Source organism: Bacteroides clarus YIT 12056 (genome assembly GCF_900129655.1).
Lineage (GTDB): Bacteria > Bacteroidota > Bacteroidia > Bacteroidales > Bacteroidaceae > Bacteroides > Bacteroides clarus.
The window spans coordinates 345,406-358,811 of record NZ_FQWK01000006.1 but is presented as its reverse complement, the minus strand read 5'-3'; the positions used below and the strand labels follow the sequence as shown (position 1 = coordinate 358,811).

Sequence of the window (13,406 nt, the reverse complement as noted above, 5' to 3'; positions counted from 1 at the left end):
TACTAAAATAAACAATTATGAAACGCCTGTTTTTATTGTCAGTCCTTTGTCTTCTGGTGCTTGGCATAAGCGCCCAGACTGCTAAAGAAGAGATTTTCGTGGATGTCCATCGTTCTGCCGCCAATTACTATGCTTATCCGGCGGTTACTGCCGTACAGACTGCTCCGCCTGCCGGTTACAAGCCTTTTTATTTAAGCCACTACGCCCGTCACGGTTCCCGTTTTCTTATCGACCCCGATGATTATGAGCAACCATTGGAAGTAATGCGTGAAGCCGACCGTAACGGGGTACTTACCGGGCTTGGCAAAAAAACGCTTTGTGTACTTGACAGCATGTCGCGTATGGCAAAAGGAAGATATGGTGAACTTACTCCGTTGGGTGCACGTCAGCACAGGGGAATTGCTGAAAGGATGTACAAGAATTTTCCCGAAATCTTTAAAGGACAGGTTGAGATTGATGCACGTTCCACAGTGGTTATACGCTGTATTTTATCCATGATGGCCGAATGTAATCAATTACAGGCGTTGAATCCGAAGCTACGGTTTAAAAACGATGCTAGCTATCATGATATGTACTATATGAACTTTAGCGGTGATCCGCATATCAAGGAAATGCGTAAGTCACCGGAAGTGAAAGCTGCAAAAGAGTCTATCAGAAAGGAGCATATACATCCTGAACGTTTGATGAAAACATTGTTTGCCAATACGGACTATTTGAAATGGAAAGTGGATGCAGGCGAACTGATGACTTCGCTTTTCGATGTGGCAAGTAATATGCAGAGTCATGATACCGGTTTGGAACTTTATTCTCTTTTTACAAAAGAAGAGTGCTACGATTTGTGGCAGTTGAGTAACAGAGGATGGTATATCTCTTTCGGACCGTCTCCTTTGACCAAGGGAGAAATGCCGTCTGTGGAAGCCAATCTGTTGGAAAATATATTGAATACGGCAGATACCTGTGTTGTAAGGAAAGACAGTTATGCCACTTTGCGTTTCGGACATGAATCCTGCCTTCTTCCTTTGGCATGCCTGTTGGAACTGGACAATTGCGGATACCAAACAGACGACCTTGATAAACTTGATGCGATATGGCGTAATTATAAGATTTTCCCGATGGCCGGTAACATACAGTTTGTATTCTATAGAAAAAAGGGAAGTGATGATATTTTAGTCAAAGTCCTGCTCAATGAACGTGAAACGAAACTTCCTGTTAAAAGTGATGTTGCTCCCTATTATCATTGGAAAGATGTGGAGCTTTATTACAGAAATAAACTTGAGGCTTTGAGGAAATAGTCGTTTTTTTCGGTTATAAACGACAGTCTTTAGGTAAAGAAGTCTGATATTACAGAATTATTACAGAATTAATCTTTAGCTTTGCAAGCGTGAGACTAATCTTAAATGATATATTTTGAAGTAATTATGATAAAGAAGACTTCTTGTGTATGGAATTTCTATAAATTATTGGTGGCGGTATTATTTATTGCGCCGGTTTCTCTGTATGCGCAGGATAGAGATTTTACCACCTGGGCAAGTACCGGTTTTAAATATAAAGTAAAACCGGCATTTACCCTGTCCGGAAAGTTGGAGTGGCGTACAAAAGATGATCTCAATAAGACAGACCGTTGGGGATTGGATGTAGGAGGGTCATATTCGGTACTCCCTTTTCTGAAAGTAGCGGCAGGCTACGAAATTCATTATCGTAATCGTGGAGAATCCGGTTGGAAATTTCGTCACCGTTACCATTTTGACGGAACGCTTTCCACCTGCGTACAAAGACTGAAACTTTCACTTCGTGAGCGTTTTCAACATACTTTCGATAGAGGTGGCGATGAGTTTCTTTGGCGTTCACGCGCTAAACTGGCTTATGATATTCCAAAATGCAAAATAGAGCCTTATGCTTCTGTTGAAATGTATAACGGGTTGAATCGCGGGGAGCGGTTTGATGTACAACGTATGCGTTATCGTGGTGGAGTGGTTCTTCCGTTGTCTTCCGATTGGGAGGCGGATGTCTTTTATTGCCGTCAATGGGAGAGTAAAGCACGAAAGGATATAGTAGGAGTGGCTTGTACTTATTCTTTCTGATAAAATCGGATTATCATTGTTTTTTCTTGCGGTGTTCTTTTTTCAGGCAGAAATTGAATCCCGCGTACACTTGTAATGTTCCGAAGCCGTTGTTCAGTGAGAAATTGTTCCGGTAGTAATCGTATGTTCTCCCCACAAATGAAGTACCTATAAAATATTTACTGTTATTATATACCACACCTGCACGCAGGATGAAGTCGATATTGAAATTTTTATACCAATCGTCTGTTTCTCCTTCCGCTTTTCTGATGCGTGAAGTTTTGTAAGCTACAGCCGGATTAAGCGATAAACAGGCAAGGCAGTTACGTGCAAACACCCAATTATAGGCGTAACCGAAGTTGAGGCTGATATTGGTATATTTTATATGATTTACTTTCATACCCGGGTTCATTGTTTCCTGAATGATGTCGGGTAATTTAGTGTAATCAAAATCCAGATTGTGCGTAGATACGGAGAACCCGGCAATGAAAGAACCTGCATTACGTCGTTGGTTAGTAGACTGGCTGAAAGCGGCGGGATAAGAAAAACGTCTGTTGTTAAAGATATAATATAGATTCAATCCTTTCATTTTTACTTTCAGTCCGTTGAAATCTTCCGAATAATAGGCGGGTATGCGGTCGGAAAATCCTGTTACGTTATGTATCTTGTAGGAGTTTCCCGTACGTTTATAAAGAATATCTACTCCGAATTTGGAGCTGTAAAGGCTGAGGTCGAATTCGGTTCCTCGTTTTTTCCCGCTTTTCTTTCCGTAAAGGCCGTCTGCATCAACAGCCCATCCCAGGAAAATCCAGCGCCAGCCAAAGTAAACGCCTATTTTGTTATGTGGCTTTGGTGAGAAACGTAAACGCTGTGGTTCCGGAGTACCGCTTCCTACGGAATAGTATTCGTAATTGGTGAAATGGTCGAGCATTAGAGCGTAATTATAACGATTAGGACTGATATATGCTGTGTCGAAATCGTTGAAGTTGAGGAATTTCTTTATAATCCTTTTGAAATTTCCCGTACGTTTGTTGCCTAAACTGTCGGATACAATCAAATTACTTTCTTCGTTTTGAGCGAACAAAGAAAGTGTCAATAACATACATATGCAAAAGCTAATCCCTCTTAGCATCCTATCATTGCTTTATTATACGAAGATATAAAATTTCCGTATAATAAAGAACGGAATATGTTCTTTTCCTTTTTTATTTTCTGAAATTTGCATACGTTTGTAAAACTTTAGCGATGCTTTTATAAGAAGAATGATGAATGAAAAACACGTAACAAGAGTATGAATTTTCATAGAATATACCTATTAATCGGAATTCTGCTATCTGGCTTTATTACCACCTATGCGCAAGATACCCCAATTATACGAAGTGCACGTATAACGGTATACAAGGCTGTACAGAAAGATACGATATGGACGACCGGAAATATAGTGGATAATATCTATTTTGTGAAATATGATAACGAGGGACGTATGTCTGTGGAGAATTTATTGGCTCCCGACAGGTCTCCTTTGCATAAAATTATTTATAGATACGATGCGGACGGAAAAGTTGTGAAAGAAATATATGTAGGGACAAAACGGGAAGGTCTGCTTTGTTATGTATGGGGATATGGATATGATGCGGAGGGAAGATTGAGTACCATTACTACTATGAATGGTCGGCAAGATACGATTGGGATAGTGACAGCTATATATGATACCGATGGAAAAGTGCAAAAGAAAATATTTGATGACCGAAGAGCAAGTGAAGCTCGCGTTGTGGAGCTGGATGATACGACTAAGCTTAAAAGGGAGTCGCTCAACTATATGAAGTCCTGGCGGAAAGCAAAGAGGCCGATGCAGAAAATCGTGGAAAAGGATGAATATGGCAATTGGACGCAAAGAACGGGTTTTGCATTGGACGGTCATCCTACCTATATCACCAAGCGCAGTATTATTTATGAAGGAATGGAAAGCGATTGGGGGCGATTGGCGCTTCAGGATAAAGTGAAGAGTGTTCGACAGTATTCATATATTGCTGTTCCCATGGGAGTGGAAACTGTTCTTAGAGGCAAAAAACAAGGACATTTTTTTGCTTATGAGTTTGATGCTCAAGGCAGGATTATCAGTGATGAAGCTTTCACGGAAAAAGGCGTATCTGTAAAAACAGTGAAGTATGAGTACGGTGAGAATGGAAAGCTGCAGAAGGAAGAACATCGGACACCCGCAGGTGCATTGACGAAGTATATAGAGTACCAATACGGTGATGAAGGTTATTGCAAAAGCGGCGCGATATATAATGAAAAGTCCGAACAGACGGGGAAAGTCGTTTACCGTCATGATTGGGAAGGGAACCGTATGCAGGAAACTGTATATGAGAAGGATGGAACAAAAAGTGAGGACTATCGTTACTTTTATGATTCTTATGGACAACGGATTGGACGAAAAGTAATAACTTCGTCTACCGAAAATGTCTATCCTTATCGCCGTACCTGGAATTTCAGGCAACGTATGACGAGCGAGGAGATTCTGCTGCCGGAGGATAAACTCGACAGATATACCTATCAGTATAATAAAAAGGGCGAAGTGATTTCCGGAACGGAACAGCCTGCAGGACAGCCCGAAGAGAAGTTTGTTTATAAATTTCATAGGGACGAGAAAGGAAACTGGAAGATACGAATCAAGTATGTGGATGATATTCCGGTCTTGTATGAGGAAAGAAAATATGTTTACTACGAAGAATAAGTCATCAATTAAAAAAATATGGTATGAAGAAGATTATCAACCCATGGAAAAACATGGAAGGCTATAATTGCTTTGGTTGTTCTCCCGATAATGAGGCAGGTGTAAGAATGGAATTCTATGAGGACGGTGATGAAGTAGTGAGTATCTGGAAGCCCCGTCCGGAGTACCAGGGATGGTTGAATACGTTGCATGGGGGTATCCAGTCCGTATTGCTGGATGAGATTTGCGGTTGGGTGGTATTTCGTAAATTGCAGACCGGGGGAGTGACCTCTAAAATGGAAACCCGTTTTCGTAAGTCCATATCGACCAATGATACGCATGTGGTATTGCGTGCGTCGCTGCGTGAACAGAAACGTAATATTGCCATTATAGAAGCGAGATTGTATAACAGCATGGGCGAACTCTGTACGGAAGCTACATGCACCTACTTTACTTTCCCGCAGGAAAAGGCGGAAAAGGAAATGTGTTTTCATCATTGTGATGTAGAACCGGATGAAATCTTACCGCTTATTTGATAAAAATGAAAGAAAAAATAAACTTTTTGTGATAAATCTTTGGTTGTTTAAAACAAATCGTTTACATTTGTCGCATTGAAAAATAGAAAAAACATGAAGAATATCGTTACACATCATCACCATTATCATCCTGACGAATAATTCGGTGGGCGTATGAGGATATGTGTATCACGAAGAACATATAATTAACGAGGCTTACCGAACATTGGTAAACCTCGTTTTTTTATTAGCAAACCATAAAATATAAATAATATCATGTTAAGAATTGCAGTACAGGCCAAAGGCCGTCTTTTTGACGAAACAATGTCGTTCCTTGAAGAATCGGATATTAAACTAAGCGCAACGAAACGCACGTTACTGGTACAGTCTTCCAACTTTCCTTTGGAAGTATTGTTTTTGCGCGACGATGATATTCCTCAAACAGTAGCTACGGGAGTTGCCGATTTGGGTATTGTCGGTGAAAACGAGTTCATGGAAAAGGCGGAAGATGCCGAGATTGTAAAACGTTTGGGATTCAGCAAATGCCGTTTGTCACTGGCCTTGCCTAAAGATATTGAATATTCGGGTCCGCAGTGGTTTGAGGGTAAGAAGATTGCCACTTCGTATCCCGGCATTCTTTCCCGGTATCTCAAAGAACAGGGAGTGAAAGCGGAAATACACGTGATTACCGGTTCGGTAGAGGTTTCTCCGGGTATCGGTCTGGCCGATGCGATTTTTGATATTGTAAGTTCCGGTTCTACTTTGGTGAGCAACCGCCTGAAAGAAGTGGAAGTGGTGATGAAGTCCGAAGCTCTGTTGATTGGTAACAAGAATATGAGTGAGGAGAAGAAAGAGATTCTGAATGAGTTGTTGTTCCGTATGAATGCGGTAAAGACGGCGGAAGACAAGAAATACGTGTTGATGAATGCGCCGAAAGAAAAACTGGATGAAATCATAGCCGTACTGCCGGGTATGAAAAGTCCTACGGTGATGCCGTTGGCGCAAGAGGGCTGGTGTTCCGTACATACGGTGCTGGATGAGAAATGTTTTTGGGAAATTATCGGTAAACTGAAGGCATTGGGTGCAGAAGGCATTTTGGTGTTGCCGATTGAAAAAATGATACTTTAAACGCTAATGGTATGAACTTAATAACTAATCCTGATAAATCTCAATGGACGGAATTGCTGAAACGTCCGGTGATGAACACGGAAAATCTCTTCGATACGGTACGGAGTATTATAGACCGTGTGAAAGCGGAAGGCGACCGCGCCGTATTGGAATACGAAGAAAAATTTGATAAAGTGGCGTTGACCGCATTGGCTGTGACGGAAGAAGAGCAGGCGGAAGCGGAAACATTGGTGGGCGAGGAACTGAAAAAAGCCATTCGTCTGGCCAAACAGAATATTGAGACCTTTCATGCGGCACAGCGCTTCGAAGGTAAACGGGTGGAAACTCAACCGGGAGTTACTTGTTGGCAGAAGGCGGTTGCCATAGAGAAAGTCGGATTGTACATTCCCGGCGGAACGGCTCCGCTTTTTTCTACCGTGTTGATGCTGGCTGTTCCGGCAAAGATTGCAGGATGTAAGGAGATAGTGCTTTGTACTCCTCCGGGTAAGGATGGAAAAGTACACCCTGCCGTTTTGTTTGCGGCTAAGGTGGCGGGAGTAAACCGTATTTTCAAAGCCGGCGGTGTGCAAGCCATTGCGGCAATGGCCTATGGTACGGAAAGCGTGCCGAAAGTATATAAGATATTCGGTCCGGGCAATCAATATGTAACGGCTGCCAAACAATTGGTGGGTTTGCGTGATGTAGCTATTGATATGCCGGCCGGTCCTTCGGAAGTGGAAGTGTTGGCGGATGAAACTGCCAATCCGTCTTTTGTGGCTGCCGACTTGCTGAGCCAGGCAGAACATGGTGTAGACAGCCAGGCGATACTGATTACCACTTCCCGGGCATTGCAGCAGGCGGTGAAAGAAGAAGTGGAGCGTCAGTTGGCTTTGTTGCCCCGCAAGGAGATTGCGGAAAAGTCTCTTGTCAACAGTAAGCTGATTGTAGTACGTGATATGGACGAAGCCATCGAACTGACCAATTCCTATGCACCGGAACATCTCATCATCGAAACGGTGGATTATATGTCCGTTGCGGAGCGGGTGATTAATGCCGGTTCGGTATTCTTGGGCTCTCTCACTCCGGAAAGCGCAGGAGACTACGCTTCGGGCACCAACCATACGCTGCCTACCAATGGTTATGCCAAAGCATATAGCGGCGTCAGTCTCGATAGCTTCATACGCAAGATTACTTTCCAAGAGATTAAACCGGAAGGAATACGCACGATTGGTCCGGCTATAGAGGAAATGGCTGCCAACGAGCATTTGGATGCGCATAAGAATGCGGTAACCGTCAGACTTGATAAATTGAGAGTTGAGAATTGAAAATTAAAAAAATAATACTTCATCATTCATAATTTATAACCCGTAAATAAATTCTTTCTGTCCATGAGAACTTTAGAAGAACTGACCCGACCGAATGTGTGGCGCCTGAAGCCTTACTCTTCGGCACGTGATGAATATAACGGCGCTGCCGCATCCGTTTTTCTCGATGCAAACGAAAATCCGTACAATATGCCGCACAATCGTTATCCGGATCCGATGCAACGGGAGCTAAAGAAAGAACTGTCGAAAATAAAGAAAGTACGTCCCGAGCATATTTTTTTGGGAAATGGCAGTGATGAGGCGATAGACCTTGTATTCCGTGCTTTTTGCGAGCCGCGTATAGATAATGTGGTGGCTATAGACCCTACATACGGTATGTATCAGGTATGTGCGGAAGTAAATGATGTGGAGTACCGCAAAGTATTGCTGGATGAAAATTTCCGCTTTTCGGCAGATAAGCTGCTGGCGGCTGCGGATGAGCATACGAAGTTGATTTTCCTTTGTTCTCCCAATAACCCCACGGGAAACGACTTGCTTCGTAGTGAGATTGAGCGGATCATCCGTGAGTTCGACGGGCTGGTGATACTGGATGAGGCTTATAACGACTTTTCGGAAGCGCCTTCTTTCTTGGAAGAACTGGACAAATATCCTAATCTGATTGTGCTCCAAACCTTTTCCAAAGCATGGGGATGTGCTGCCATACGCTTAGGCATGGCTTTTGCTTCGCAGGAAATCATTTCGATTTTCAGCAAAATAAAGTATCCTTATAATGTGAACCAGCTGACGCAGAAACAGGCGATAGAAATGTTACACCGTTACTATGAAATAGAGCGTTGGGTAAAAACATTGAAAGAGGAACGCGGAAACTTGGAAGAGGAGTTTGCGAAATTGCCTTGTACGGTGAAAATGTTTCCTTCTGATGCCAATTTCTTTTTGGTCCGCGTGACGGATGCGGTGAAGATTTATAATTATCTGGTAGGCGAAGGCATCATTGTGCGTAACCGTAATTCCGTATCGCTTTGCGGAAACTGTCTGCGGGTAACGGTAGGTACAAGAAACGAGAATGAGAGGTTGATTGAGGCGTTGAGGAAATATAAAGTATAAGGTATAAAGTATGAAGAAGGTACTTTTTATAGATCGTGACGGAACGTTGGTTATCGAGCCGCCTGTAGATTATCAGTTGGATTCGTTGGAGAAACTGGAGTTTTATCCGAAAGTGATGCGTAATCTTGGTTTTGTTCGCAGCAAACTGGATTTTGAGTTTGTGATGGTTACCAATCAGGACGGGTTGGGTACGGCATCTTTCCCGGAAGAAACTTTCTGGCCGGCACATAATCTGATGATGAAGACGTTGGAAGGGGAGGGAATTACGTTCGATGATATCTGCATAGACCGTAGCATGCCCGAAGATAATGCGCCGACCCGTAAGCCGCGTACCGGTATGCTGACGAAGTATCTCGACAGTCCCGAATACGACTTGGCAAATAGTTTTGTGATAGGTGACCGTCCTACGGATGTGGAGTTGGCGAAGAACCTGGGGTGCCGTGCCATCCTCTTGCAGGAAGATACGAATATGCTGAAACCGAAATCATCCGGTGGTGAAGCTGCCTGTGAGGGTTTGGAAGATGTTTGTGTGTTGGCGACAAAGGATTGGGATAAGGTCACTGAATTTCTTTTTGCGGGCGAACGGAAAGCGGAAGTGCGCCGTACCACGAAAGAAACTGATATTTATGTAGCTGTAAATTTAGACGGTAACGGCCATTGTGATATTCACACCGGGCTTGGCTTTTTCGACCATATGCTGGAACAGATAGGCAAGCATGGCGGTATGGACCTGACGATTCATGTAAAAGGTGATTTGGAAGTGGACGAGCACCACACGATAGAAGATACCGCCCTCGCTTTGGGCGAGTGTCTGTACCAGGCTTTGGGCAACAAGCGCGGTATAGAGCGTTACGGGTACGCACTGCCCATGGACGATTGTCTGTGTCAGGTATGCTTGGATTTCGGCGGGCGCCCCTGGTTGGTATGGGATGCCGAGTTCAAGCGTGAGAAAATAGGAGAGATGCCTACGGAAATGTTCCTGCACTTCTTTAAATCATTAAGCGATGCTGCCAAGATGAATCTTAATATCAAAGCGGAAGGACAGAATGAACACCATAAGATAGAGGGAATCTTCAAAGCCTTGGCAAGAGCCTTGAAAATGGCTGTGAAACGTGATATCTATCACTATGAATTACCAAGCTCGAAGGGGGTGCTGTAAACGCTATTTTAGTGAGTTCAAGGCTGAAAGCCTTTTATCATACAGCCGGGGTAACACCCCGGGAATATATGTACGGTTAATGTTACGCCCTGTAAGGGCGAAAGACTTATATGCATAGCTTTTACTCTTACAAGACGCAGAATATGTAAAGGAGCTTTTATCCGGTGCATTACCCGGAATTGCATGATAAAAGCTTTTCAACCTTAAAGACTGCCGGATCCTTATTAACCGTCCGCAAACGAACAGGGGGAGTGTCCGATTTCGGACACTCCCCCTTGCGTAATACCTTCCTGTCCGCTTGGCACACTCTTTGCTTTTCTATCAGCGATAATTTTAAAGACCGAACATGAAAAAGAATATTTTACTCGCCGCCTGTTTCTTGATGCCTCTAATTGCATCGGCACAAAATGATACTCTGACGCACGAACGCGACATAACCCTGGCAGAAGCCATCGCATTGGCACGTACCCAGTCTGTAGATGCCGCGGTGGCGCTCAACGAGTTGAAAACAGCCTATTGGGAATACCGTACCTTCCGTGCAGACCTGTTGCCCGAAGTAAACTTTACAGGAACATTACCCAATTATAACAAGTCGTACAGCACCTATCAGAATTCTGACGGTTCTTATAGCTTTGTCCGTAACAATACATTGGGGCTGTCCGGTGCGCTCTCTATCGACCAGAATATCTGGTTCACAGGCGGTAAACTGTCGTTGGCCTCTTCCCTTGATTACATCAAGCAATTGGGTTCCGGCGGTGACAAACAGTTTATGTCCGTGCCCGTAAGCCTTGAATTGACGCAGCCTATATTCGGCGTGAACAGTTTGAAGTGGAACCGCCGTATCGAGCCGGTCCGGTATGCGGAGGCAAAAGCTTCCTTTATTTCCGCGACGGAAGAAGTAACGATGAAAACCATTACTTATTTCTTCGAGCTATTATTGGCCAAGGAAGCGCTTGCCACAGCGCAGCAAAACAAAGCGAACTCAGACCGCCTTTATGAAGTGGCCATTGCCAAACGCAAAATGGGACAGATTTCAGAAAACGACCTGTTGCAGCTCAAACTGAATTCCCTGCAAGGCAAAGCCGATGTAACCGAAGCCGAAAGCACCCTGAACGCCAAAATGTTCCAGCTGCGTTCATTCCTCGGCGTGTCGGAGAGCGAGGGACTGAACCCTGTGATACCCGCTTCCGTTTCGGGCATTAAAATGGACTATGACCGTGTCCTGAACAAAGCTTTGGAACGCAACTCGTTTGCTCAGAATATACGCCGCCGCCAGTTGGAAGCAGATTATGAAGTGGCTACGGCACGTGGAAATTTAAGGAGTATAGACTTGTTTGCCAGTGTTGGCTATACAGGACAAAACTATGAGTTCTCCTCTGCCTATCAGAATTTACTGGATAACCAGATTGTCAAAGTCGGTGTAAAAATACCTATCCTCGACTGGGGAAAACGTCGTGGCAAGGTGAGGGTGGCCAAGAGCAACCGTGAAGTGGTACTTTCCAAAATCCGCCAGGAACAAATGGATTTCAATCAGGACATCTTCTTGCTGGTGGCAAACTTCAATAACCAAGCCCAACAACTGGAAATAGCCGAAGAAGCCGACCTGATAGCCGAGAAACGTTACAAGACCAGTGTGGAGACTTTTATGATTGGTAAAATAAGTACCCTCGACCTCAACGATGCGCAGAACTCCAAAGACGAAGCCCGGCAGAAACACATCTCCGAACTTTATTACTATTGGTATTATTTCTATCAACTCCGCAGCCTGACTCTTTGGGATTTTGAACGGAACGCGGAGTTGGAAGCCGACTTTGAAGATATAATCAAAGGTTGATTCAGGTCAAACCATACCGAATTGTACGATTATAAGGGAAAAAACAAAAAAATAGTGCAAATCTGTATGAGCTGTGGTGAAAAAACTTACTTTTGCAAGCAACTAACTACAAAATGCTATGATACTGATAGTCGATGATGATAGTGCCGTACGTTCTTCGCTCAGTTTTATGTTGAAGCGTGCCGGTTATGAGGTAAAAACAGCTCCGGGTCCCCGTGAAGCAATGGATATGGTTCGTGCGGAATCTCCCGCACTGATATTGATGGATATGAACTTTACGCTCTCCACTACCGGCGAAGAGGGACTTACGCTATTGAAACAGGTAAAGGTGTTCCGTCCCGACGTACCCGTTATACTGATGACGGCATGGGGAAGCATCCAACTTGCCGTACAGGGTATGCAGGCGGGCGCTTTCGACTTTATTACCAAGCCGTGGAACAATGCCGCTCTTTTGCAGCGTATCGAAACCGCTTTGGAATTGAGCGCCGCTCCGAAGGACGTGCCGGAGGAGCAGGCGGAAGGTTTGAACCGTAGCCACATCATAGGGAAATCACAAGGGTTGATGGAGGTGCTGAATACCGTGGCCCGCATAGCCCGTACCAACGCTTCCGTACTCATTACCGGTGAGAGCGGTACAGGTAAGGAGCTGATAGCCGAGGCCATCCACATCAACAGCCAGCGCACCAAACAGCCTTTCGTGAAAGTCAATCTCGGCGGTATTTCGCAGAGTTTGTTCGAGAGCGAGATGTTCGGTCATAAGAAAGGCGCTTTTACCGATGCGAGCGCCGACCGTATAGGTCGTTTTGAGTTGGCCAACAAAGGTACTATCTTTCTGGATGAAATAGGTGATTTGGATTTGTCCTGTCAGGTTAAACTGTTGCGTGTACTTCAAGACCAGACATTTGAAGTGCTGGGCGACAGCCGTCCGCGCAAAGTGGATGTACGTGTAGTCTCCGCCACCAATGCCGATTTGCGCAAAATGGTTTCCGAGCGTACATTCCGTGAAGACCTTTTCTACCGTATCAATCTGATAACCGTAAAACTGCCCGCCTTGCGCGAACGCCGTGAGGATATTCCTCTGTTGGCACGCCACTTTGCCGATCGTCAGGCTGCCGTAAACGGTTTGCCGCGTACCGAATTTTCGGCGGACGCGCTGAACTTCCTTTCCCGCCTGCCTTATTCGGGTAATATCCGTGAATTGAAAAATCTGGTGGAACGTACCATTCTTGTCAGCGGAAAACAGACTTTGGACGCCTCTGATTTTGAATCGCAATATCAACGCCATGACGAACCTGTAAAAGCCGCCGAGGGTACGTCCTTTGCCGGCATGACGCTGGACGAAATAGAGCGGCAGACTATCCTGCAGGCTTTGGAACAGCATAAAGGTAATCTCAGCCAGGTTGCATTGGCGTTGGGCATCAGCAGAGCCGCACTGTACAGGCGGTTGGAAAAATATAAAATAGCGGTTAGTGATTAGTGATTAGCGGTTAGTGATTAGCGATAAGTGTTTATTCGTTTAAATCCTAACAGTTAATCGCTGACTGTCAACCTCTAATCCCTAATCGCTAATCCCTAATCCCTAATCC

Annotated in this window: 11 protein-coding genes; 10 read left to right on the top strand and 1 reads right to left on the bottom strand. The window is 44.5% G+C overall.

Translation table 11 applies throughout. The features are described from left to right. The first annotated feature begins 17 nt into the window (after positions 1-17). Positions 18-1,292 (top strand): histidine-type phosphatase, encoded by a 1,275-nt coding sequence (locus tag BUB52_RS13085; RefSeq protein WP_009120492.1) that lies wholly within the window; start codon positions 18-20, stop codon positions 1,290-1,292. A 105-nt stretch (positions 1,293-1,397) separates the two neighbouring features. After that, a complete protein-coding gene (locus BUB52_RS13080) occupies positions 1,398-2,081 on the top strand; it encodes a DUF2490 domain-containing protein (protein WP_009120493.1) in 684 nt (227 codons plus the stop codon). 13 nt (positions 2,082-2,094) lie between these two features. On the opposite strand, the gene BUB52_RS13075 is transcribed toward BUB52_RS13080, so the two are convergent. Beyond that, positions 2,095-3,162, bottom strand: coding sequence for a DUF4421 domain-containing protein (locus tag BUB52_RS13075; RefSeq protein ID WP_009120494.1), 1,068 nt, complete (start codon positions 3,160-3,162; stop codon positions 2,095-2,097). A 189-nt stretch (positions 3,163-3,351) separates the two neighbouring features. Here BUB52_RS13075 and BUB52_RS13070 point away from each other — a divergent pair, with 189 nt between their 5' ends. The 8 genes from BUB52_RS13070 to BUB52_RS13035 all read left to right on the top strand — a co-directional run bounded on the left by BUB52_RS13070 (position 3,352) and on the right by BUB52_RS13035 (position 13,297). Next, a complete protein-coding gene (locus tag BUB52_RS13070; RefSeq protein WP_009120496.1) occupies positions 3,352-4,797 on the top strand; it encodes an RHS repeat protein in 1,446 nt (481 codons plus the stop codon). Between the two features lie 23 nt (positions 4,798-4,820). Continuing rightward, positions 4,821-5,312, top strand: a complete 492-nt coding sequence (locus tag BUB52_RS13065; protein ID WP_009120497.1) for a PaaI family thioesterase — start codon at positions 4,821-4,823, stop codon at positions 5,310-5,312. 255 nt (positions 5,313-5,567) lie between these two features. Further along, positions 5,568-6,419, top strand: coding sequence for an ATP phosphoribosyltransferase (gene hisG, locus BUB52_RS13060; RefSeq protein WP_009120499.1), 852 nt, complete (start codon positions 5,568-5,570; stop codon positions 6,417-6,419). A gap of 11 nt (positions 6,420-6,430) precedes the next feature. After that, on the top strand, positions 6,431-7,723 hold the full coding sequence (gene hisD, locus BUB52_RS13055; RefSeq protein WP_009120500.1) for a histidinol dehydrogenase: 1,293 nt from the start codon (positions 6,431-6,433) through the stop codon (positions 7,721-7,723). 63 nt (positions 7,724-7,786) lie between these two features. Next, positions 7,787-8,827 (top strand): histidinol-phosphate transaminase, encoded by a 1,041-nt coding sequence (gene hisC / locus BUB52_RS13050; RefSeq protein ID WP_009120501.1) that lies wholly within the window; start codon positions 7,787-7,789, stop codon positions 8,825-8,827. A 10-nt stretch (positions 8,828-8,837) separates the two neighbouring features. Further along, positions 8,838-9,986, top strand: a complete 1,149-nt coding sequence (hisB, locus tag BUB52_RS13045) for a bifunctional histidinol-phosphatase/imidazoleglycerol-phosphate dehydratase HisB (protein ID WP_009120502.1) — start codon at positions 8,838-8,840, stop codon at positions 9,984-9,986. A 346-nt stretch (positions 9,987-10,332) separates the two neighbouring features. Then, complete coding sequence (locus tag BUB52_RS13040; protein WP_009120504.1) at positions 10,333-11,820, top strand: TolC family protein; 1,488 nt, start codon at positions 10,333-10,335, stop codon at positions 11,818-11,820. Between the two features lie 118 nt (positions 11,821-11,938). After that, positions 11,939-13,297 carry a sigma-54-dependent transcriptional regulator gene (locus BUB52_RS13035; protein WP_009120505.1) on the top strand — a complete coding sequence of 453 codons (1,359 nt, stop codon included), beginning with the start codon at positions 11,939-11,941 and terminating at the stop codon, positions 13,295-13,297. Positions 13,298-13,406 lie beyond the last annotated feature (109 nt).

Bases quoted from the DNA above. Each gene is read 5' to 3' on its own strand.
- BUB52_RS13085 (WP_009120492.1), top strand. From the start codon at position 18: ATGAAACGCCTGTTTTTATTGTCAGTCCTTTGTCTTCTGGTGCTTGGC.
- BUB52_RS13080 (WP_009120493.1), top strand. From the start codon at position 1,398: ATGATATATTTTGAAGTAATTATGATAAAGAAGACTTCTTGTGTATGG.
- BUB52_RS13075 (WP_009120494.1), bottom strand. From the start codon at position 3,162: ATGTTATTGACACTTTCTTTGTTCGCTCAAAACGAAGAAAGTAATTTG.
- BUB52_RS13070 (WP_009120496.1), top strand. From the start codon at position 3,352: ATGAATTTTCATAGAATATACCTATTAATCGGAATTCTGCTATCTGGC.
- BUB52_RS13065 (WP_009120497.1), top strand. From the start codon at position 4,821: ATGAAGAAGATTATCAACCCATGGAAAAACATGGAAGGCTATAATTGC.
- hisG (WP_009120499.1), top strand. From the start codon at position 5,568: ATGTTAAGAATTGCAGTACAGGCCAAAGGCCGTCTTTTTGACGAAACA.
- hisD (WP_009120500.1), top strand. From the start codon at position 6,431: ATGAACTTAATAACTAATCCTGATAAATCTCAATGGACGGAATTGCTG.
- hisC (WP_009120501.1), top strand. From the start codon at position 7,787: ATGAGAACTTTAGAAGAACTGACCCGACCGAATGTGTGGCGCCTGAAG.
- hisB (WP_009120502.1), top strand. From the start codon at position 8,838: ATGAAGAAGGTACTTTTTATAGATCGTGACGGAACGTTGGTTATCGAG.
- BUB52_RS13040 (WP_009120504.1), top strand. From the start codon at position 10,333: ATGAAAAAGAATATTTTACTCGCCGCCTGTTTCTTGATGCCTCTAATT.
- BUB52_RS13035 (WP_009120505.1), top strand. From the start codon at position 11,939: ATGATACTGATAGTCGATGATGATAGTGCCGTACGTTCTTCGCTCAGT.